A 21668-nucleotide genomic window follows, 5' to 3' on the forward strand; every position below is an offset into this window, starting at 1 on the left:
TTATGTAAGTCGATTTGAAACCTAAACGGCTTCTTTTTTTATCATCAGCCTTGTCTCAGTTAGTCATACTTTCTCAGGAAAAAATTATAAGTGGGACAACCTGCGTCCACCTTGACATAACCTGTCCCACTCACAATATAAAAATAAGTTTAGCCGATAATGTTTTCTATCATACCAAAAAACAACGACAATAATCAATTTTTTCTAATAATTATGTCATCTCACCTTGTAAGAAAACATGACCAACACCTTTCATAATATACTTTTTTAGTGCAAATTAAAAATTTCTAAAACTATCATTAACTTTCCTATCCTGAAAAAAACGTTGATTGCTTATTTCTTTCTCTTGTTAAGAGGAAGATCAACGGCTTGCATGGGGAGAGGTTCTTGTTGGAATTGGATTGATCGTAGGTATTTTAACAACTGCGGCAGCATTCTTTGGTCTATCAATGAATTTCGCATTTATGTTTGCCGGCACAGTATCTTCAAACCCTTGGTTGATTCTACTTACGTTCTTCATTATTATCGCAGGTAATAACGCAGGGCGATTCGGTGGCGACCGATGGGTTATCCCTTACATCCGTTCCATAATGTTTAAAGACAAATTCACACCGACTAATGAAAAACGAGTTGCATAGAAAACTTTAAAACCTTCCCCCTAGGGCTGAAGGTTTTTTTGCGTCTTATTAACTATACATTTATGTACTATTCACAAATAAATAGAAAATACCTAGTAATTACCCCTCAAATTTATGTTACTTTTAGTCTATAATGGGTATTATAATAGTAATGATAACTGTAAATATATGAATTTTGATAGTTCTTTAGTATGTACAGTTTGTAGTATGGTACTTAAGGAGGTTACTTTTATGGCTAGTCAGTTTAGGCATTACTTACGTTCAATAGTCAAATTCCCTTCCATTCATTACGTATATTTGACTTCCTATCCTGTGACAAACTTGTCAGAAGAAAAAGAGATGAACATCCTTCATTTGATTCAATATCCGATTATATTTGTCATGCGAGGCCCTATTTGTCTAAAAGGGGTATCTGAACTGCTATCGGTGGGTGATGGTGTCATTTTTGATTATGAAATAGAACGACATAAACGAAACACGCAACTACATTTATCACAACATAAATCTTTCGTTTCACCTGGCGTTTTGGCATTTATTAAACCAGAAATAGAGGAATTAAAACAAACCCCACGATCCATTTATATGAATTTCACTAAAGATCAACTCTCACCTAAAAAACAAGTTACTGTGTTAGATTTGTTAATCAAAAATTACTCTTCTAAATTAAGAAATATTAATAAAATTAATTATTGTCAGTTAAGAATACAAGGCAAACAAAGAAATAATTTTGTGAAAGATAACTACTATTATTAAGAAAGGACTGAGCATGCCGTTCGGTTTTTTCTTGCTTTTCTTTGAGTCGATAAGATGCAAGTTGCAATATAGCAGAAATTACTGTGATTCATTCCTCTGTTAATGATTACTCTCCTTTCTTAAATGTGCGAATATCACCTTTTCGTTTTCTTCTATCTTCTTTTTACTCTTAATAAAAAAGTACCCCCATCTCTTATTTTATTCTTCTAAATATGCTTTTGGTTCATATTTATTTCATATGGATGTCAATTTAATAATATGTAAATTATCTCTTCAAACTGGTATAGACATCTTTACTTCTAGATGCTAAAATATACTTAACAACGCAAATAAAACTTAAATTTTTTTCAGTTAAAAGAAAGCGTTGACATAACCGTAGTTATATTAAGGTGGTGATTTTTCAATAAGGTTAAATAATCATTTGGTACTTATTCAGTTGTCCTTATTTCTATCTATTTACACTACTTTAAGAATATGAAAGGAGTTGTTCACTATGTTAGGTTTTTTACAACGTATTGGTAAAGCACTCATGCTTCCTATTGCCTCTTTACCCGCTGCCGCACTATTATTAAGACTCGGTGCTGAGGATGTTCTCGACATACCATTTATGGCAGCAGCAGGTGGCGCACTATTTGATAACCTTCCGTTGTTATTTGCAATCGGGGTTGCTATTGGAATGTCGAAAGATGGAAATGGTGCTGCCGGTTTAGCTGGTGCGATTGGGTTCTTCGTACTCACAGAAGGTACACAAGCGATTAATCCAGACATTAATATGGCATTTCTTGGAGGTATATTCAGTGGGGTTATCGCTGGTTTGCTTTACAACAAATATCACAACATTCAACTTCCTCAGTGGCTCGGATTCTTTGGAGGAAGACGTTTTGTTCCTATTGTAACCGCTGCAGCAATGATCATTTTTGCTGCCATCTTCGGATTTATTTGGCCACCTGTCCAAGAAGGAATTGATGCATTAGGACAATGGATTATCGGTTCTGGTGCTGTTGGGGTAGGGGTTTACGGTTTCTTAAATCGACTACTTATTCCAATTGGTCTTCACCACGTATTAAACTCACTTGTTTGGTTTGAATTTGGTGAATTCAATGGAGCAACTGGAGACTTGAACAGATTCTTTGCTGGAGATCCGGAAGCAGGTAGATTTATGGTTGGTTTCTTCCCTATTATGATGTTTGCTTTACCAGCTGCATGTTTAGCAATGATTGCAGCAGCAAAAGAACACCGAAGGAAAGCAGTTGCAGGTATGATGATCGGTATCGCCTTTACATCATTCTTAACAGGGATCACGGAACCTATTGAATTCTCATTTATGTTCCTATCCCCTCTATTATATGTTGTTCATGCACTATTAACTGCAACATCTATGATTGTTACTAATGCTCTTGGGATCTTGCATGGTTTTGGTTTCTCTGCAGGAGCCATCGACTATTTCCTAAACTTTGGTATAGCTACCAGACCATTACTGCTCGCAGGAGTAGGACTCGTTTATGCAGTCATCTACTTCGTTGTTTTCTACTTCCTTATCAAAGCATTAGACTTGAAAACTCCAGGTCGTGAAGATGAGGATGACGAATTTGAAGATCGTCCTGTTCAGTCTGGTGAAAAGTATGAGAATTTAGCTCAGCTTTATTTAGAAGGATTAGGTGGCAAAGAGAACATTCAAAGTCTCGACAACTGCGTGACTCGTTTACGAATGAAAGTGAAAAATATGGATAAAGTAGACGAAAAAGCTTTGAAAAAAGCAGGAGCAAAAGGTGTCATGAAACTTAACTCTACTGATATTCAAGTTGTTATTGGAACAGATGTAGAGTTTGTAGCAGATGCGATGAGACCTAAACTATAAGTAGATTAGTTTAATTTTATAAATAACTATCTAAGAGAAGGAGCTGCTGAGACTAGTAGCTTCTTCCTTTTTAACTATTGAGGGAGTGATAGAAATGAAACGTTTATTAGATTGTCGCGCATCTGATTTTTCAACAATGAAATCCCATGAGTTAAAGCAAGCCATTAAAGCATCCGAAGGCAGAACCATCCTTGCCGAAGTTGTCTCCCCTGCTCCTCCACTTTTTCATGAAATTACAAATGCCGAACTAGTTGCCGCTTTTGGAGCAGACCTCATTTTACTGAATTTATTTGATGTTTTTGATCCAAACGTTGCTAGCTTAACTGGGGTGGAATCCAGCGAACTTATCCCTTATTTGAAAAAACTAACTGGGAGACCAATTGGGTTGAATTTGGAACCTGTTGATATTAAATCTAAGTCGTTAGATGAACGGGAATCCATTTCAGAAGGTCGAACGGCATCTGTTGATGCATTAAAAATGGTTAAACAGCTAGGGTTTGACTTCGTATGCTTAACAGGCAATCCAAAAACTGGTGTTAGTAATGATGAAATCGTCAAAGCAATCGAAAGAGCAAAAAATATTCTAGATGGTGATGTATTGATCATCGCTGGCAAAATGCATAGTTCTGGAGTAGAAGGAGAAGAAGGGGCAGACATGATTCCAAAAAATATGATCTCCTCCTTTATTGAAGCTGGTGCAGATGTTCTTCTATTACCGGCACCTGGAACAGTCCCTGGCATTTCCGTAGCATCGATGCAAGAAAAGGTCTCTTACGCTCATAAAAAAGGAGCACTGACGATGCTTACTATTGGAACAAGCCAAGAAGGTGCTGATGAAGCAACCATCCGTCAAATTGGTTTAAATAACAAGATGGCTGGTGCAGATATTCACCATATCGGTGACGCAGGTTATACAGGTGTAGCTATCCCTGAGAATATTATGACCTATTCGATCACAGTTAGAGGGAAACGACATACGTATATTCGGATGGCGGCTTCGGTTATAAGATGAGAGAAAATAATTTTTTTTAATTATAAAGAGAATAAAGCAAACGAACCCAACTGTAAAGAACCTATTGGAACAACGCGGCTTTCCACGAATGATAGTACTGGACGAACAATGTTTGAAAGTCCCTCAAACAAGGGAATTGGTCTCTCTAAGTAATATATTGAAGCTTTTAAATACTTAGGAGGAGTCAACTATGGTAAAGAATTTCGCGAAACAATATATAAACGGACAATGGAAAGACGGATCTAGTGAAAAAACGTTGAAAAATATCAACCCATACAATGAAGATGAAATTTTTGAAATGAATTCAGCATCGGATAAAGATTTAGACGCTGCATATCAAGCTGCTGCTGACGTACAACAAACATGGGCGAAGACATTACCAGCTGAAAAACAACAGCTTCTCGACCGTGTTTCTCAGATTATCGATGAGAGAAAAGAAGAAATCATCAACTGGCTCGTTAAAGAATCAGGAAGTACGCACATCAAAGCTGAACTGGAACTCAGCGTAGCACAACGAATTATTAAAGAATCTGCTTCTTTTCCTTACCGAATGAAAGGACAAATAATGGCTTCGGATATTCCTGGAAAAGAGAATTTCGTTTACAAAAATGCAAAAGGCGTCATCGGAATCATTGGTCCTTGGAACTTCCCTTTTCATTTATCGATGAGATCTGTTGCGCCAGCCATTGCAACAGGAAACACTGTCGTTTTGAAACCTGCGTCAGACACGATCGTCACTGCTGGGACACTTATCGCCGATATATTTGAAGAAGCAGGGGCACCAAATGGTGTAATCAACGTCATCGCTGGTCGTGGTTCAGAAATCGGTGATGCGTTCGTTCAGCACCCTATCCCAAAAGTCATTTCGTTCACTGGTTCAACCGAAGTTGGGCGACATATTGCCAAACAGGCAGGTGAACATATAAAAGAAACAGCACTTGAACTAGGAGGAAATAACGTTCTCATTGTCACAGAAGATGCTGACCTTGAAGCGGCAGCGGAATCTGCAGCCTTCGGTAAATTTATGCATCAAGGTCAAATTTGCATGAGCATCAACCGTATCCTTGTTAATCAGAACGTCCATGATTCGTTCGTTGAATTGTTTAAAAAGAAAGTAGAAACTCTTGCTGCTGGTGACCCATCAGACGAAAAAACAGTCATCGGACCATTGATTAACAACTCTCAAGTTGAGCGAATTCAATCAGATGTGGAGGAATCGATCAAACAAGGTGCGAAAATACTAATAAAGCCTGAAGTTGACGGAAACCTCATTCATCCAACCATCTTAACGAATGTCACCAATGACATGCCAATTGCTAAAAATGAAATTTTCGGTCCAGTAGCACCTATCCTTTCTTTTAAAACAGAGGAAGAAGCGATACGGATCGCAAACGAACTCCCTTATGGTTTAAGCGGTGCTGTTCATACAAGTGATCTTCACAAAGGTGTAGAACTTGCTCAGCAAATTGAGTCCGGCATGGTCCACGTCAACGACCAACCAGTCAATGATGAAGCTCATATGGCTTTCGGTGGTGAAAAAGATTCCGGTCTTGGACGCTTTGGAGGAGAGTGGGTTCTAAATAAATTCACAACAGAAAAATGGATATCCGTTCAAAAAGAGCGACGACAATATCCTTTTTTTGAATAGCAAAATAACCAAGCCGAAGGTCATTCTTCGGCTTGGTTATTTCATTTAATAACTGACCCTAACAACAGGTACCATTCGTTAACTTTATTATTCCACCATTTCCGCTTGCAAATAATGCCAGAGAAGTTTCGTCGTTTCATCAATGGAATCTTTATGCGTTCGTTCATATGCATGAGAAGAATCAATTCCTGGTCCAATTAATCCATGAATAATATCATTCCCAGCACGAATGGCTGCAGATGCATCAGATCCATAATAAGGATATATATCCAACTTATAACCTATACCATTATCTTCAGCCAGTTTAACAAGATTTTTGCGAAGAGCGTAATGGTAAGGACCACTAGCATCCTTTACACAAATAGAAGCTGTATACTCGTCAGTGGATTGCCCATCGCCCATTGCTCCCATATCAACTGCTAAGTATTCAACAGTCTCCTGTGTAATATTCGAATTTCCACCGTAGCCAATTTCTTCGTTATTTGAAATGAGGAAGTGTGTCGTATTTGGCAGTGAAATGTTGTTATTTTTAACACTTTTGATCAGTTCAAGTAAAATACCTACACTTGCCTTATCATCAAGGTGCCGAGATTTAATAAACCCATTGTCCAACACTTGTACGCGAGGGTCCAACGATACGAAGTCACCCACTTCAATCCCTAACTCTCGAACTTCTTCGGCTGATGAGACTTTCTCATCAATTCGAACTTCCATGTTTGATTGATTACGTTCTGCTTTTCCTGCATCTTTGTAAACATGAACAGATGTTTGATGCATCAAAATGGTCCCGCTGAAGATATTACCTGTTGAGGTTTCAATCTGACAATACTCGCCTTCAATCGCGTTATATTTAAAACCGCCGATCAGATCCAATTTCAATCTTCCACTCGGTTTGATTTCTTTCACCATCGCTCCAAGCGTATCAACATGAGCCGTTAACATGCGATGTTTACTAGTATTTTCGCCATGGATCGTTGCGATCAGTCCACCTTTTCTATTTCGCTTCGTCTCTACATTCATATCTGTAAGTAATTTCTCAACAAAAGTGATCACTTCATTCGTATTCCCTGACGGACTAGGGATTTCTACAAGCTTTTTAATCACATCTATTGTTTCATCTACATTTGGCAAACTCATTTTATCTCTCCTCACTTTTATGTATTCCACGTCAATTATAACAGAGTTTGAAGATTTCACTAAAAAGGAATAAGTATAATAGTGTAGAAAATTTCCCTATTTTTCCCTAAAATAACAAGAATAGTCCTGCGCCTTTCCTCTTAATTGGCGTATATTATCATTATTGTTCGACATAACCAAATGTGTTCGATTATAATGAAGACAAAAGAATATCGGAACATACTTTCCAGTTTGGAGGCCTACTCGTGAGTTCTCAAAAACCAGCCAAATCACCTTTACTTATTCTAAAAAAAGGCGAAGCACTGCAAACTGTTTCTACTAAAAATTCAATTACTTCCCTTTTGAGTTCACATGACGGCACCGAAATTATTCATCAGATATTAAAATCTGGTGCAAGGTGGGGCATGAGTCCAGATGATGATCATATAAACTTATTAGAATCTGTTTATATTTTATCTGGAAAAATGAAATTACACACAACAAAAGAAGAAACTCTTCTAGTACCAGGAGATATTATTGCTGGCCAACCCGTCAGTGAGCATTTAGTATTAACTGCAGTAGAAGATTCCGAATTCTTATACACTTCATCAAGACCTGTATTCCATCATTATTTTAGTGATACAAAAGAATTAGAATTATTAGCCATTGATATTGAAAAAAAAGATGGCTATACTGCAGAACACTGTACAAGAATAAAACACCTCTCTATGCTTGTAGGCGAATCAATGGGGTTAAATTCTGTATCGCTGCAAAAATTGCATTTTGGTGCTATCCTACACGATATAGGCAAAATAAAAGTCCCTGAATCAATATTATTAAAACCTGGAAAACTGACTGAAGAAGAATGGAAAGTGATGAAGAATCATACGCAATTCGGTGCAGACATTCTACTAAAAACAAATATTCCTCACTTAATATTAGCATCCGAAGTAGTTGCTCAACATCATGAAAGGTATGATGGTAGTGGTTATCCTAAAGGTCTCGAAAAAGAACAAATTTGTCTAGAAGCTGCTATCGTGGGTCTTGTTGATTCCTATGATGCCATCACAAGCGACCGAGTCTACCAAAAAGGGCGAACAAAAGACAGTGCAATTTCTGAAATAAAACAACTTCGAGCTATTAAATACCACCCAGATGTTGTTGATACCTTTTTATCTATTTTAGAAAGTAACTAAAAAGGGAGGTGAATTCATATGAAAAAATTACTTACAGTCGTTGCTCTAGTTGCGATGCTATCCGTAGGAACAGGAGTTGTTGGCGCATCAGATACTAAACCAGTAAAAGAAACTAAAATTTCCGTAGTAGACAGCTCTTTTAGCACTTTTTCAAAACCGATAAAAATGGATTAATCTTTTTAACAGCAGGATCCCTGCTGTTTTTTTATTTTACTCTGATTTTTTTCATGTGAACAACGATGATAATTTCACGATACCTATTTACAATACCCTTTATCTACCATAAACTGTGAGTCAACGTAGTACAAATGAAGGGGGATTTATTTAATGGGAAAACAGAAAAAGAGACTATTTGATCCTCTGACAGCCCTTATGATTATTGGGATTATCTTCGCTATCCTTATTTTAACTAATGCTTTCGGATCAGGCGATGATTCTGACAATGAAAATAATGATATCGAATCAACAGAAACAGTAGGAGAAATATCAAACGATAGTCAACCATTTGGATATGACATCGATACGGAACCAGTGAGCGACGGAATTATCGACTCAGACTTTGATTTTTCCATTGAGGAATTTATCAAGACCGCTGAAAATTTAGAAAGCACCCTCTATGAATCAGGGGGAAAAGATCCAGAAGAAGGATTCAATTCATCCGGTTTTGTACAATATGTATATGAAGAAGCGACAGGTATTCGAATGCCGAGAATTGCCGGCCATCAAAAGGAATTAGGAGAAAAGGTCGGTAATGATTTCCTTCAAGAAGGCGATGTTGTATTTTTTGAAGCTAGTACACTTATGTCAGGAATTTATATAGGCAACAATGAATTCATGACAGCAACAGAAAGCGAAGGGATTGCGGTTCTTCCCTTGGAGAACGACAGTTTCTGGGGCGATAACTACATAGGTGCAAAACGATTAACAAAAGAAGAAATGACCGCTCTTCACCCTAGTTCGTATAGCAATCATGATCATCCTATCGTAAGTGAATCCATGAATTATTTAGGAACACCTTACGAATTCGGTGGAAATTCACTAGAAGCTTTTGATTGTTCCTTTTTCATTCAAGAAGTTTTCAGAGAAACGATGGATGTTTATTTACCTAGAGTGACGATAGACCAATATAAAGTAGGCGATGATATTCCTGAAGAAGACTTGAGACCAGGAGATGTGCTTTATTTTTCGGATGTTGATGTGGAAACAAGTGATCGTGAGGAAGGAGAGATCACTCATGCAGGAATTTACGTTGGCAACAACTATATGATTCACTCCAGTCGAACGGAAGACATGACACAAATTTCTTTTTTAAACGATTATTGGAAAGATGCATTTACCGGTGTGAAGCGATTTGATAACATGAGCTTGAACGATGAAGCACCTCTTGTACAAGAGGCGGCTAGCTATTTAACCACGCCATTTAAGTCAGGTGGAAGTACCCCGGAAGACGGGTTTAATACAACAGGATTCGTAACGTATGTATTCGAAAAAAGTCGTGGGCAAGTATTACCCGATAATTCTCGTGATATTCAGAATAGTGGTACCGAAGTCAATCGTGAGGATTTGGAGCCAGAAGATATCGTCTTTTTCGAAAGTGGAGGAAATCTCCTTCCGGGTATTTACATTGGACATGACCAATTTATCATTGCTACAGAATCATCTGGTGTCACGACTCGCCACTTAGATCATGGTGATTTCTTTTCAGATAAATACGTTGGAGCAAAACGATATTAACCCCCCCCACTCTCCCAACGTATAGGGTTGCATGGGGGGGTATCATTACGATATGATATCAGCAATTTCTCTGATGGACATGGAGCTATCCAGCATATAATTTCCTGTCTTTATCGACATGATTAAATCTTCATCTTCAATATGTTGACGGAAATCAGCTGCATCATTAATTATATTTGCATCTTCAAGTATAATAGCAATTTCACCACTGCTCATCCCTGACCCTATTACTAAATAGAGTTGATGAATCGTATCTCCATCAGAAGAAGACTCATCCTCTTGCTCTTGTAATTCTTCTAATTCGTCAGCGGCAAGTTGAGCAGCTTCTTTTTGTTCTTCTAACTCTTCTTTTGTCTCTTCTAATTCTGCTTTCACTAGTTCAATATCAGATGAACCTTCTTTCAAAGAATCATATTCAGATTCTGAAACAATGAACAGCCCTTCAGCTTCAATATAAGCTTGAATATCTTGATCAGTTACTTCTGATTCTGTTTCATTATCTTCTATATGATCAACTTGTTCGATTTCTGATTTTTCTTCATCAGCTTGACCTTCATCATCACCAAAAAGTATAAACGGGGAAAGGACTAATGTAGCAACCAAGATTCCTCCGGATAAACTCCGCAAATCTGATTTCTTCATCCAGACACAACCTCACTTTTTTCTTCTGAATAGGCTAAATGCGCCTCTATATCTTCTTTTGCTATATCTAGTACTTTGCTAATCTCTTCAGGTGAATGACCATCTTCTGTCATTTTAGCGATTTGCTTATTAATCGCATCTTCAGCGGTCAATGCATTGACAAATTCTTTTTCTTTATCGTTATGAAATACTTTATTCTCTAACATATCTACTTTTTTATTCACTTGATACAATTCTTTCATTAAAGTGATAGAAAAGTTCTCAATCTTCCTATCTACCTCAGAGTTCTCATCTTTTGTAACAAATGAAAATGCAAATATTCCCACAGCTGCCACGGCCAACGCTACGATCATAACTACTTCCACATTCCTTACCTCCCACAAAGTTCATTTATAATTACATCCATTCTTTTTATACCATAAATCAAGAGTAGAAAGAATATTTCCAGAAAAAATAAGCGTTTCCTCCCCCACCTTACGTCACAAAGCAGTAAGATAATTCGGTCATATCCCATTTTCTTCTATTACTATAGTAGTTTAAAGCTGATAAATATAAAAGCAACAAAAAGTTACTTTATTCTGCAATATAATGAAATTATAGTGTCTCACCTTATTAATTGGAAAGTCTGAAATTCAGTCTATATTTTGTTATAACGAACAAAATCCGTTGATTATATCGTTATACCTCCAATATTATCAGTTTTCCGTTTATTATTAGTGCTTCGCCAAATGCTGTTTTTGATTTTGAAAAATAACGCTTCTTTAAAGTTAGAGAACATTAAGGAAGCGTTTCATTAGAGGATTTTAAAATTAACATGGAACGACAACAAAGCTATTATCAAAACGCTCTTGTTCTATATAGTGAATTGAAATTGGAGGTAAGTAGGATAAAAAATGTGATTTCAATAATTAAGATAAATGACAAGTTTGATTCTGCTTATTTTACAACGATGCACGAGTCTATAGTTACAGAACTCGTTTAGCATATTTTGTTCGGACAACCTCATATACTGATTTAGATTAAAAATCTATCTAAGAAAGAGGAGGACGTTCCATGAGTTTCTTCCAGGGGTTTAAAGAATTTGCTATCAGAGGAACGGTCGTTGATATGGGGATTGGTTTGATCATAGGAGCCGCTTTCGGAAGTATCGTTACATCATTTGTTTCTGATATATTGATGCCTCCTCTTGGTCTATTGTTAGGAAAAGTAGATTTCTCTAATTTGTACATAAACTTAACAGGAGGCAACTATCAGACCCTTTCTGAAGCAGAAGCTGCAGGAGCTGTAACTGTAAATTATGGTACTTTTATTGAAACAATTATCCATTTTGTCATCATTGCATTTGCTTCCTACCTTGTTATTATTCAAATGGTGAAGTTAAGAAAATCATCTATTGAGTCAACAAAAGTTAAAACATGTCTCTTCTGCTATTCTGATATTCCTTCAAGAGCTATGCGGTGCCCTAAATGTACCTCTTCCATTGAAAATATCCAAGATAAAAGATCCAGTACTGATACTCTCGTTCGCATTCGAGGTAGAAAGTAACAGGGAGTGGGTTATGTTGTGACGCTCAAGCTGAGACTTGTGGCGTTCGGCGACTCATTTGTTCCGCTCCCACCTTATCATGTGGCACTCGTGTCAAACTTGTTGCATTCCCTCCCTTTTTATTACCACAACCCCTTCATTTTGACATTCTTCCTATTTCTTATCCTACTCCCCATTGACAAGCAAAATATTATAAGTAAAATATAATTAGAATTAGCACTCTCATACAGCGAGTGCTAAAAGACAATATTTTTCCAAACGAAGGAGTAGTGAATATGGCGAAAAAAGAATTTAAAGCAGAATCGAAGCGGCTTTTGGAAATGATGGTCAATTCGATCTACTCACAAAAAGAAATATTTATAAGAGAATTGATCTCAAATGCTAGTGATGCCATCGATAAGATGTATTACAAAGCTCTAACGGATGATTCCGTCAATTTCGACAAAGACGACTTCTACATTAAGGTTAGCGCTGATCAAGAAAACAGAACGCTAACCATTGTTGACACAGGTATTGGTATGACGAAAGAAGAGTTAGAGAAAAACCTTGGTACGATTGCAGAAAGTGGCTCTCTAGCATTTAAAAAGGAAAATGAAATCAAAGATGGACATGACATCATCGGACAATTTGGTGTCGGTTTTTACTCAGCATTTATGGTTGCTGACTCGGTAAAAGTACTTAGTAAAGCTTTCGGTAATGAAGAAGCTTTCGAGTGGGAATCAAACGGTACAGACGGATACACCATCGAACCAACAGAAAAGGATTCCGTTGGTACAACGATTATCATCAAGCTGAAAGAAAACCAAGAAGAAGAATCGTATGATGAGTTTTTAGAAGAACAGCAGTTGAAATCCATCATTAAGAAGTACTCTGACTTCATTCGTTACCCAATTAAAATGGATGTCACTGTTCATAAACCAAAAGAAGATGCAGAAGACAATGAAACAGAAGAAACGATAGAAGAACAAACGGTCAATAGTATGGTGCCGATTTGGCGTAAAAACAAGTCTGAATTAAAAGACGAAGATTATGAAAACTTTTATAATGAAAAGAGATATGGCTTTGATAAGCCATTAAAACATATTCATATTAATGTCGACGGTACGATTCGCTATAATGCGATCTTGTTTATACCTGAAACGGTCCCATTTGATTATTATTCGAAAGAATTTGAAAAAGGCCTCGAATTGTACTCTAGTGGCGTTTTGATCATGGATAAATGTTCGGACTTGTTGCCTGATTACTTCGGCTTTGTCAAAGGCATGGTTGATTCCGAAGATCTGTCGTTAAATATCTCTCGGGAAATACTGCAGCACGATCGCCAGTTGAAGATGATCGCTAAAAATATTAAATCAAAAATCAAATCGCAACTTCAGTCGTTATTGAAAGAAGATCGCGATAAATATGTGACATTCTTCGAGTCTTTTGGCCGCCAATTAAAGTACGGTGTTTACACGGACTTCGGAAGTAACAAAGGGGACTTGCAAGACTTACTTATGTTCTACTCTTCTACAGAGAAGAAACTGGTCACACTTGACGAGTATGTGTCGCGAATGCCTGAAGACCAAAAATATATATACTATGCAACAGGGGAATCTTACGCTCGTATTGAGAAGCTTCCACAAACGGAAATGGTTTCTGACAAAGGGTATGAAATCCTCTACTTCACAGAAGATGTAGATGAATTTGCGATTAAAATGATGCGCGACTATAAAGAAAAAGAGTTCAAATCTGTTTCAAGTGGTGACTTGGGCATCGATTCTGACGATGACAAAACAGAAGAAGATGAAAAAACAGCCGATGAAAACAAAGATCTCTTTAAAGAAATGAAAGACATCCTTGGAGATAAGATCAAAGATGTACGTATTTCTAAACGATTGAAGTCTCACCCTGTTTGCTTAACAACAGAAGGGGAAGTGACGATTGAAATGGAGAAAATCCTCCAGTCTATGCCTGAAAACCAGAACGTAAAAGCAGATAAAGTGCTTGAAATCAATCAAAATCACAACGTCTTCCAATCATTAAAACAAGCATATGATGGAGATAAAGAAAAACTTAAATTATATACATCGTTATTATACAGCCAAGCTTTGTTAATCGAAGGACTTCCATTAGAAGATCCAGTCGAATTTACGAATGATATGTGCAAAGTGATGGAATAACGATTTTACCCCTGACAGATTCGTCAGGGGTTTTTATATGTGTATATTTAACTATGAATACAATATTAAATCACCTATACTCTGCTAACTCTCCACTTAGTTCTTTTGTGGCTCCATATACTTTTTGATATAGTTTAAATAGCTTAGCGTACCTTTCTACATTTTCTCGAATTGGTTCATAAACACTGCTTTCAGAAACAAAATCATCCGCACAACTTTTTAATGAGTCATACCAACCCAGTCCAAATGCAGCAAGCATTGCAGCTCCCATGCCAGGTCCTTGTTCACTTTTTAACGTCACCACTTGTGCATTGTAGATATCTGCCTGTATTTGTAGCCAAAGTGCACTTTTTGCACCTCCCCCGATCGCAACCACTTTGTTGATCGTTTTTCCTTTGTTCCGAAATGTTTCCACCGTTTCATTTAATGAAAATGTTATGCCTTCGATGACAGATCGAGTAAAATCTCCTCTTGTATGTCCTGCATGAGCTCCAATAAAACTCCCTCGAATCGTTGCATCTGCATGAGGAGTTCTTTCCCCAACAATATATGGTGTAAATAATAATCCTTTTGAACCAACAGAAGATTCTTCCGCTTCCCTAATTAAGTCTTCAAACAACGTCTCTTTGGCAAAAACATCTTTAAACCAACTTAAACTATATCCCGCAGCCAATGTGACACCCATTGTATAAAATGCCGCTTCTTCTCCGTGATTAAAGTAATGAACTTTCCCCGCAAAATCTTTATCCCCTGTTTCTTCATAAGATAAAACAACACCGGAAGTCCCAGTGCTACTTAACGTCACACCTTCTTCTAATATACCCGCACCGATTGCCCCACAAGCATTATCCGCTCCGCCAGCAAACACTTCGCACGTAATTGGAAGACCAGTTTCCTCCGCTATCCTTTCTGTTATCTTCCCTACTTGTTCATGAGATGGAACGAGCGGTGGACAAAGAATCGATGGGATGCCGTTCATCGAACACATTTCTTCGCTCCATTTTTTTTTCGCTATATTTAGAAGAAGCGTTCCCGCTGCATCTGAATAGTCCATATGAATTTCGCTAGTTAAACGATAACGAAGATAATCTTTTGGTAAAACAAATGTTTTAGCCTTTTCAAATAACGCCTTCTCGTGTTCTTTCACCCACATAAGTTTTGGTAACGTGAATCCTTCTAATGCGGGATTCTTCGTAATTTCATGAAGTTTATCTAAACCTACATTTGCTTCAATCTGTCGACATTGTGCCGTTGTTCTTGTATCATTCCAAAGAATGGCTTTTCTTAAAGGCTTTAAGTCTTCTCCTAATAAAACAAGACCGTGCATTTGTCCTGAAAAGCTCATCCCTTCAATGGCACTAGGATCTTCCAATCGATCGGTTAATTCTTTTAATCCTGCTATTGTTTCATGCACCCAATCTTCCGGATCTTGTTCGCTGTATCCTGGCTCGTCGTGATAAAGGGGATAATCTTTGGATACTTCCTCCACCACTTCCCCTTTACGATTCACTAATAACAACTTCACGGCACTTGTCCCTAAATCGACTCCTATGACATACCTACTCATGATTAGTAACCTCCCTTAATATACGTGATGCGAATAGCGACAAGCGCTATTCGCATGATTTAACGTTTATACATTCAATAAATATTGATTGATCCGTGCTTTAATCTTTTCTAACTGACCCGATTTCACATCTATTTCTCCAAGATCCAACGCATGACTTTCTAATTCTTTGAAGTTTGTTTTGCCTGAAACAATTTTTTCACCAATCCCAGACTTAAATGTGCTATAACGATCAGCGGCAATTTTTTCAAAGAATTGGTCATCAATCATTTTCTGAGCTACTCGAAGTCCTACTGCAAAAGCGTCCATTCCAGCTACGTGTGCATGGAAGAGATCATCTGCTTCAAAAGAACCGCGACGCACTTTCGCATCAAAGTTTAACCCTCCACGACCTAGGCCTCCATTTTTAAGAATTTCGTACATCGCAAGTGTTGTTGCATATAAATCTGTTGGAAATTCATCTGTATCCCAGCCGAGCAATAAGTCTCCTTGATTGGCATCAACCGAACCAAGCATCCCACTTTCACGTGCTGTTCGAAGCTCATGTTCAAACGTATGACCAGCTAATGTGGCATGATTTGCTTCAATGTTAAACTTGAAATGATCTTGCAACCCATACTGATAAAGAAACGATGTCGCCGTTGCCACATCAAAGTCATATTGATGCGTTGTTGGTTCTTTTGGCTTCGGCTCAATTAAGAACTGTGCATCAAAGCCAATTTCTTTCGCATAATCTAATCCCATATGATAAAATTTCGCCAAATTATCTAACTCAAGTTTCATATCCGTATTCAAAAGCGTTTCATACCCTTCGCGACCGCCCCAAAAAACGTAGTTTTCCGCACCTAATTCTTTCCCAACTTCTAACCCCTTCTTCACCTTCGCTGCTGCGTAAGCGTATACATCTGCGTGACTAGAAGTTCCCGCTCCGTGAGTAAACCGAGGGTGTGTAAACATATTCGCTGTGTTCCAAAGAAGTTTTGTATTGCTTGTCTTCATATAATCTTTTATCATTGCGACAATTTCATCAAGATTCTTATTCGACTCTCGAAGCGTACTTCCTTCTGGTGCTACATCAATATCGTGAAAACAGAAAAATGGAGCATTCATTTTCTCAAAAAACTCAAACGCCGCATCTACTCGTGCTTTCGCTTGGTCCATTCCAGTCAAGTGATCCCACGGGCGTTTTGCCGTTCCAGCGCCAAAAGGGTCGCCACCATCTCCAGTAAATGTGTGCCAGTAAGCGATCCCATATCGTAAAATTTCTTCCATCGTTTGATTACCAATCTTCTCTTTTGGATTGTAATACTTAAACGCAAAAGGATTTTCCGATTGAGCCCCTTCATACTGTATTGCAGAAATATTTTTGAAATATGCCATGATATAACCTCCTAGGAGTATTTGATAAATGTATTGTATCAAGTTAAACTTAGTTTGTCCATTGAATAAACTAAGTTTATTTATTGTAAGTAGTTTAGAAGATGGATAAACTAAGGAGAGAGACTTATTTACAACTCTAGCAAAGTCACCACAGAATGATTACAGAACCATTTGAAAAGGAGATTACTATGTCTAGTTATCAATATAGTGTAAAAATGAGCAACAAACTGTTACTTTTACAGACAATAAAAAAAGATCATCCCATTTCTAGAGCTGCGCTAGCACAAAAACTAGGATTAACGAAAGCGACTGTTTCCACCCTTGTGGATGAACTTATTGATGGAAACTACTGTTATCAAACAGGATTAGGTCAATCCAGTGGCGGTCGTCGCCCTCTCATGCTTCAATTCAATGAAAAAGCAGGTTTCACAGTAAGCATTGATATTGGAGTAAACTATCTTTTAGGTATTTTAACTGACCTTCAAGGAACTGTCGTAAACGAAGTGCTTCATTCCTTTAACACAAATAACTTAGAAGGAACAATCGATGAAATGCAAGAAATGATTGATTACCTCGTTCGAAAAGGGGATGAAACACCGTATGGTCTCGTTGGTATCGGTTTTGCTATTCCTGGTTTAGTAAACTCAAAAGGGGATATTTTAGCTACTCCTAATTTAGATTGGCATGAACCACAGATAAAAAAAATATTCGAAGACATCTATCAAGTCCCAGTAAATATTGAAAACGAAGCAAATGCAGGGGCTTATGGGGAGAAATCCTTTGGCTCTGCAAAACATGTAGATCATGCCATTTACGTTAGTGCCGGGATTGGTATTGGTGTAGGTCTCATTTTAAACAACCAACTTTATCGAGGAGCACACGGTTTCACTGGAGAAATGGGTCATATGATCATTGAACGACATGGAGCATCATGCCGTTGTGGAAGTAAAGGATGTTGGGAACTTTACGCGTCTGAAATGGCACTCCTTGATCGCTATAAGGAACTTTCAAAAAATACAGAAACCGCTTCCCTTGAAGATTTGATACAACTTGCTAACCATGATGACACTATCCGTCATTTATTTGAGGAAGTTGGCACTCAATTAGGGGTCGGAATTAATAATATAATCAATACTTTCAATCCTGAAAAAGTGATCATTGGGAATAGGTTATCAAAAGCAAAAGATCTATTACTCCCTTCTATTGTTGATGTTGTGTCCAACCAAACCATTTCATTTATGGAAAGTTCGGTAGACATTCAATTTACTAGTTTACATCCTTATTCTTCAGCACTTGGTATGTCCGCTTTTTCGATCGATGGATTTTTAAATAGACAATTTTTATAAGGGGGCGCTACAAAGTAGCTCCCCTATCGATTTATCTACTATTGACATCGCTTTCAAACTGACATAAACTATTAGTAAAATAAGTTCATTCAATGAACTAACTTTTTTCTTTGTGAATCCCCTTCACAATATATTCTTGTAGCGGTATCTGAACGATTTACAGGTACCGCTTTCTTTCCCTCTCACTAGTCTGAATAGTCTGAAATTAAAACGTAACAATGAGGGTTCTAGATTCTTGCCTTTCGCTCGAATATATGGAACACCATTTTCATTCGACATAGGGGAAAATATTCTTCAACATTACCATGAACCCGTAATAGAGGTTTTTTATTACTATATTTAAATTCCGACATGGAAAATGATCAAAAACATCGTTTTTGGCTACATAAGATCAGAGATGTGTAACAACTTATAGCTAATAAGAATCAACACTGTTGGGGGACTTACTATGTTTAAGATGAATTTGAATTGGCGTAAATGGAATACGTTAAGAAATCAAATATTAATTATCTTCACGATAGTCATGACGGTTGTCCTTTTTTTTGTTGGTCTTATCACTTTTAATCTCGTCACAGATATTTTAAATAAAAATGCAGAAGTACAAATAGAGCAAACAGCAACAGAAACGCTTAATAGAGTCAATTCTCAGTATGAACAAATAGAACTGATTACGAGTCAAATTGGTACCGATCCTTTTGTTCAAAGTCTCCTTTACAAGACGATTAATCAAGAAGCTGTTACCTTTAATGAACGACAATCAATGAATCAAATCATTAATAGCTATCAAGCTTATACGACTGGCATGTCTTCCTTTGAATTATATTTCACAGATTACACTCGCCTCTTTCCATTAAATGAACTTTCTCTCCCTGCTCGGATTGATCCTCATTGGATCAATGTTGCAATAGAAGAAAATGGGCGACTTGTTTGGGCTGGTGAAGATCCGTTCGATGAAGATTCGTTTGTGACCATCAAAAAAATCAACTTGTTGGACCGAAACTTTTCTCACGGGGGGTATTTAATTACAAAAATTAATAAAAACTATTTCGATCTTAGAAGGCAATATTCAACATCCGAACCATCGAGTGACTTTGTGTTATTACAAGACCAAGAAGGACATTATATTACGTCAAACATCCCCTATGAAACGTTAGATACCATCGATCTGACTAATGATGGACGAACAGTAACCATTGAGGGTCAGGAATTTATCCGGGTCAGTCGAACGTCTACTCATAACCAATTCACTCTTATTATCTACTCTCCCGTGAACACTCTTCTAGAAGGTATTACTGGGATAGGAACAGCGATTGTCATAGCTGGTGGCTTAGGTTTTATCATTTTTGCTTTAGCAAGTTATAGTTTATCTACATTCATTACTGATCCAATCCAACGCTTGACAAAAGCGATGAGATTCGGTCAACTCGGTGCATTAAAGCCATCACCAAAGATAACCTCCTCTGTCGAGTTAACGGAATTAAACGATACGTATAATAAAATGGTTGAAACGACAAATCATTTAATTAAAGTTGTTTATGAAGAAGAATTAACACGAAACCGAGCAGAATTAAAAGCTTTACAAGCTCAAATAAATCCGCATTTTCTTTTTAATACATTAGAAGCTCTTTATTGGTCACTAGATGAAAAAAATGAAGAAAGTGCCGATATCGTCATTGCTATGTCTGAGTTGTTTCGATATACGATTAGTGATGTCAAAGGAGAGGATTGGGTTCTCTTAAATGAAGAAGTGTTGCATATTGAACGTTACTTACAAATCATGAAATTAAGGTTTGGTGAGCAGTTAACTTGGTCGATTGAGATTCCAGATAATGTCGCTGAAATAATTATACCTAAACTTCTAATCCAACCAATCGTAGAAAATGCTATTTTACATGGCATTGGCCAAAAACCTGAAAGAGGTGAAATTAAAATAGAAGCCGGCATTTATCCTAAAAATCCACACTATGCCTTTATTTCTATTCAAGATAGTGGGATAGGAATGGATGAAGAAGCCCTTGAAGCTCTTGTTTCTTCTATGAAAACTAGAACCGTGTCACTTACATCCAAAAAGGGGATGGGAATTGCTATGTCTAATATTCAACAACGGATGGATCTTTCTTATTTAGACTATCCTGATGCTTCTATTTCGATTGAGAGTGAAATCCAGAAAGGTACAACGGTTACTTTAGTGGTTCCTATTATGAAAGGAGGAAAACAGTCATGACAAAAAAGAACATTCTTATTGTTGATGATGAACCTCGCTCTCGATTGGGTGTAAAACGAACATTAGAGTCAACTCCTTCGCTTTTTATAGACATACAGACAGCAGCGAATGCCAAAGAGGCTCAACACGTTATCACTGCTTCTCATATTGATCTATTAATTACAGATATTCGTATGCCAGAGAAAACCGGATTAGAGCTAATTCAATCATTAAAACAGAATAATCCTCACCTTGTTTTTATTGTCATCTCAGCTTATTCCGAGTTTGATTACGCTCATCAAGCTTTAGAGTTAGGGGTGATCAATTATTTATTAAAACCAGTACAAAAAGAAAAACTAATTCAAGCTGTAGAGCAAGCTCTGAATATTATAGAAGAACAAACGCGTTACGGAAAAGTAAATAGGGCTATTGATCAAACTCTACAAAAAGCAGAATCAGATACTTCCGATTACTCCGAAGCCGCTCAGCAAGTGATGAATTATGTAGACGATCACTTACATGAAAAAATCACCATCAAAGATGCGGCAAATGCCGTCCATTTAAATGCAAGTTATCTTAGTGTCCATTTCAAAGAGCAAGTCGGAATGACATTCAGTGATTACGTCACCCGTAAAAAACTTCAATATGCCAAACATCTTCTATTATCAACAAATGAAACCATTGCTCATATTGCTGAAAAAACAGGCTATCAAACAGCAAAATATTTTGTAAAGATCTTTAAATCAAATGTACAGATGACCCCATCAGAGTATAGAAAAAACGGACAATCTTCCTTAATTGAGTAAAAGAAACCTAATCAAAGTGGTATTTAAACCAATCAAAACCACCTTATGATAACGCTTTCTTT

At 37.2% G+C, this 21668-nt stretch carries 17 protein-coding genes and 1 pseudogene; 13 read left to right on the top strand and 5 right to left on the bottom strand.

Features of this window, described 5'->3' with window-relative positions; translation table 11 throughout:
- Positions 1 to 368: 368 nt before the first annotated feature.
- From QDN89_RS08320 to QDN89_RS08340, 5 genes and pseudogenes are all read left to right on the top strand, one after another.
- Positions 369 to 638: pseudogene (locus tag QDN89_RS08320) on the top strand (Crp/Fnr family transcriptional regulator); the annotation flags it as partial.
- Positions 639 to 869: 231 nt separating this feature from the next.
- Complete coding sequence (locus QDN89_RS08325) at positions 870 to 1391, top strand: hypothetical protein (RefSeq protein WP_280769649.1); 522 nt, start codon at positions 870 to 872, stop codon at positions 1389 to 1391.
- Positions 1392 to 1884: 493 nt separating this feature from the next.
- A complete protein-coding gene (nagE, locus tag QDN89_RS08330; RefSeq protein WP_280769650.1) occupies positions 1885 to 3249 on the top strand; it encodes an N-acetylglucosamine-specific PTS transporter subunit IIBC in 1365 nt (454 codons plus the stop codon).
- Positions 3250 to 3343: 94 nt separating this feature from the next.
- The gene (locus tag QDN89_RS08335) at positions 3344 to 4261 is read left to right on the top strand and encodes a DUF7916 family protein (protein ID WP_280769651.1); all 918 of its coding nucleotides are present in this window, start codon (positions 3344 to 3346) and stop codon (positions 4259 to 4261) included.
- Between the two features lie 190 nt (positions 4262 to 4451).
- Positions 4452 to 5909, top strand: a complete 1458-nt coding sequence (locus tag QDN89_RS08340) for an aldehyde dehydrogenase family protein (protein ID WP_280769652.1) — start codon at positions 4452 to 4454, stop codon at positions 5907 to 5909.
- Between the two features lie 87 nt (positions 5910 to 5996).
- Here the strand turns inward: QDN89_RS08340 and QDN89_RS08345 are convergent, their stop codons facing one another.
- On the bottom strand, positions 5997 to 7046 hold the full coding sequence (locus QDN89_RS08345) for a M42 family metallopeptidase (protein ID WP_280769653.1): 1050 nt from the start codon (positions 7044 to 7046) through the stop codon (positions 5997 to 5999).
- Between the two features lie 245 nt (positions 7047 to 7291).
- Between QDN89_RS08345 and QDN89_RS08350 the strand changes: the two genes are divergently transcribed.
- The 3 genes from QDN89_RS08350 (at position 7292) to QDN89_RS08360 (ending at position 9955) form a co-directional block, all read left to right on the top strand.
- Positions 7292 to 8221 carry an HD domain-containing phosphohydrolase gene (locus tag QDN89_RS08350; protein ID WP_280769654.1) on the top strand — a complete coding sequence of 310 codons (930 nt, stop codon included), beginning with the start codon at positions 7292 to 7294 and terminating at the stop codon, positions 8219 to 8221.
- A gap of 18 nt (positions 8222 to 8239) precedes the next feature.
- Positions 8240 to 8395: a hypothetical protein gene (locus QDN89_RS08355; RefSeq protein WP_280769655.1), complete on the top strand. Its 156-nt coding sequence runs from the start codon at positions 8240 to 8242 to the stop codon at positions 8393 to 8395.
- Positions 8396 to 8548: 153 nt separating this feature from the next.
- Entirely contained in the window at positions 8549 to 9955 is a 1407-nt protein-coding gene (locus tag QDN89_RS08360; RefSeq protein WP_280769656.1) for a C40 family peptidase, read from the top strand.
- A gap of 45 nt (positions 9956 to 10000) precedes the next feature.
- Here QDN89_RS08360 and QDN89_RS08365 read toward each other — a convergent pair whose 3' ends face one another.
- On the bottom strand, positions 10001 to 10597 hold the full coding sequence (locus tag QDN89_RS08365) for a hypothetical protein (RefSeq protein ID WP_280769657.1): 597 nt from the start codon (positions 10595 to 10597) through the stop codon (positions 10001 to 10003).
- On the bottom strand, positions 10594 to 10962 hold the full coding sequence (locus QDN89_RS08370) for a hypothetical protein (protein WP_280769658.1): 369 nt from the start codon (positions 10960 to 10962) through the stop codon (positions 10594 to 10596). Before QDN89_RS08370 ends, QDN89_RS08365 begins: the two co-directional genes overlap by 4 nt.
- A gap of 688 nt (positions 10963 to 11650) precedes the next feature.
- On the opposite strand from QDN89_RS08370, the gene mscL reads away from it, so the two are divergent.
- Both mscL and htpG read left to right on the top strand, forming a co-directional pair.
- Complete coding sequence (mscL, locus tag QDN89_RS08375; protein ID WP_280769659.1) at positions 11651 to 12142, top strand: large conductance mechanosensitive channel protein MscL; 492 nt, start codon at positions 11651 to 11653, stop codon at positions 12140 to 12142.
- Between the two features lie 275 nt (positions 12143 to 12417).
- Entirely contained in the window at positions 12418 to 14304 is a 1887-nt protein-coding gene (htpG, locus tag QDN89_RS08380; RefSeq protein WP_280769660.1) for a molecular chaperone HtpG, read from the top strand.
- A gap of 70 nt (positions 14305 to 14374) precedes the next feature.
- Here htpG and xylB read toward each other — a convergent pair whose 3' ends face one another.
- Positions 14375 to 15871, bottom strand: coding sequence for a xylulokinase (xylB, locus tag QDN89_RS08385; RefSeq protein WP_280769661.1), 1497 nt, complete (start codon positions 15869 to 15871; stop codon positions 14375 to 14377).
- A 66-nt stretch (positions 15872 to 15937) separates the two neighbouring features.
- Positions 15938 to 17251 carry a xylose isomerase gene (xylA, locus tag QDN89_RS08390; protein ID WP_280769662.1) on the bottom strand — a complete coding sequence of 438 codons (1314 nt, stop codon included), beginning with the start codon at positions 17249 to 17251 and terminating at the stop codon, positions 15938 to 15940.
- 188 nt (positions 17252 to 17439) lie between these two features.
- Between xylA and QDN89_RS08395 the strand changes: the two genes are divergently transcribed.
- The 3 genes from QDN89_RS08395 (at position 17440) to QDN89_RS08405 (ending at position 21606) form a co-directional block, all read left to right on the top strand.
- Entirely contained in the window at positions 17440 to 18597 is a 1158-nt protein-coding gene (locus QDN89_RS08395; RefSeq protein WP_280769663.1) for an ROK family transcriptional regulator, read from the top strand.
- A gap of 448 nt (positions 18598 to 19045) precedes the next feature.
- Entirely contained in the window at positions 19046 to 20821 is a 1776-nt protein-coding gene (locus QDN89_RS08400) for a sensor histidine kinase (protein ID WP_280769664.1), read from the top strand.
- Positions 20818 to 21606 (top strand): response regulator transcription factor, encoded by a 789-nt coding sequence (locus QDN89_RS08405; RefSeq protein WP_280769665.1) that lies wholly within the window; start codon positions 20818 to 20820, stop codon positions 21604 to 21606. The genes QDN89_RS08400 and QDN89_RS08405 overlap by 4 nt, the downstream gene beginning before the upstream one ends.
- Positions 21607 to 21668: the final 62 nt, after the last annotated feature.

It is taken from the genome of Salipaludibacillus daqingensis, assembly GCF_029891575.1.
Taxonomy (GTDB): Bacteria; Bacillota; Bacilli; order Bacillales; family Salisediminibacteriaceae; genus Salipaludibacillus; species Salipaludibacillus daqingensis.

Coding starts and splice junctions, on each gene's coding strand:
- QDN89_RS08325 (WP_280769649.1), top strand. CDS start 870: ATGGCTAGTCAGTTTAGGCATTACTTACGTTCAATAGTCAAATTCCCT.
- nagE (WP_280769650.1), top strand. CDS start 1,885: ATGTTAGGTTTTTTACAACGTATTGGTAAAGCACTCATGCTTCCTATT.
- QDN89_RS08335 (WP_280769651.1), top strand. CDS start 3,344: ATGAAACGTTTATTAGATTGTCGCGCATCTGATTTTTCAACAATGAAA.
- QDN89_RS08340 (WP_280769652.1), top strand. CDS start 4,452: ATGGTAAAGAATTTCGCGAAACAATATATAAACGGACAATGGAAAGAC.
- QDN89_RS08345 (WP_280769653.1), bottom strand. CDS start 7,046: ATGAGTTTGCCAAATGTAGATGAAACAATAGATGTGATTAAAAAGCTT.
- QDN89_RS08355 (WP_280769655.1), top strand. CDS start 8,240: ATGAAAAAATTACTTACAGTCGTTGCTCTAGTTGCGATGCTATCCGTA.
- QDN89_RS08360 (WP_280769656.1), top strand. CDS start 8,549: ATGGGAAAACAGAAAAAGAGACTATTTGATCCTCTGACAGCCCTTATG.
- QDN89_RS08365 (WP_280769657.1), bottom strand. CDS start 10,597: ATGAAGAAATCAGATTTGCGGAGTTTATCCGGAGGAATCTTGGTTGCT.
- mscL (WP_280769659.1), top strand. CDS start 11,651: ATGAGTTTCTTCCAGGGGTTTAAAGAATTTGCTATCAGAGGAACGGTC.
- htpG (WP_280769660.1), top strand. CDS start 12,418: ATGGCGAAAAAAGAATTTAAAGCAGAATCGAAGCGGCTTTTGGAAATG.
- xylB (WP_280769661.1), bottom strand. CDS start 15,871: ATGAGTAGGTATGTCATAGGAGTCGATTTAGGGACAAGTGCCGTGAAG.
- xylA (WP_280769662.1), bottom strand. CDS start 17,251: ATGGCATATTTCAAAAATATTTCTGCAATACAGTATGAAGGGGCTCAA.
- QDN89_RS08395 (WP_280769663.1), top strand. CDS start 17,440: ATGTCTAGTTATCAATATAGTGTAAAAATGAGCAACAAACTGTTACTT.
- QDN89_RS08400 (WP_280769664.1), top strand. CDS start 19,046: ATGTTTAAGATGAATTTGAATTGGCGTAAATGGAATACGTTAAGAAAT.
- QDN89_RS08405 (WP_280769665.1), top strand. CDS start 20,818: ATGACAAAAAAGAACATTCTTATTGTTGATGATGAACCTCGCTCTCGA.